This window comes from Vibrio sp. 378 (assembly GCF_033339435.1).
The window spans coordinates 1-619 of sequence record NZ_JAWOUO010000752.1; the positions used below are offsets into that span (position 1 = coordinate 1).

Genomic DNA, 619 nt, shown 5'->3' on the forward strand with positions numbered 1-619 from the left:
CGGCGTGATCAGTCGTCACCTCAGCCTTGAACGTGAAGTCGAGCTAAGAAAGCGAGCGGAAGAGTCAGAAAAAGCGACGAAAGAGTTTGTCGCGATGATTAACCACGAGTTAAGAACGCCACTTAATGGCGTACTCGGCAGCGCAGAGCTGTTAAGCAAAACTCAGTTGGGAGAAGATCAACGGCAATATCTCGGTAATTTGATTCAGTCGGGCGATTTACTTCGCGTCATCATCAACGACTTGCTCGATTTCAGCAAGATGAATGCTGGCATGATGGAAATTATCGACAAGGTTTTTGCGTGGGATGATCTCGAAAAAGCCATTACGGGCGTATTTGCGGCGAAAGCGGCAGAGAAGCGCATTCATTTTTCTATCGACAAGAAGTTAGGCATTCCGGAGTTTCTGATTGGCGATTTAGAACGAATCACCCAAATCTTAGTTAATTTGATTGGGAACGCGATCAAATTTACCCATTTGGGCGGCGTGGTCTTGCGAGTCGAGTGGGTAAACGGCACTGCGTTTTTTGAGGTGGAAGATACCGGGATTGGGATACCGTTAGCGGCGCAAAGTTCGTTGTTTGACCCTTTTGTACAAGTTGACCGCTCGGCAAAACGCAGT

1 protein-coding gene is annotated in these 619 nt (G+C 47.7%); it reads left to right on the forward strand.

Going from position 1 to position 619, the window contains the following annotated elements; translation table 11 throughout:
• A partial coding sequence (locus R7Q48_RS28660) for a sensor histidine kinase (protein WP_318133729.1) occupies positions 1-619 on the forward strand: 619 nt, incomplete at both ends.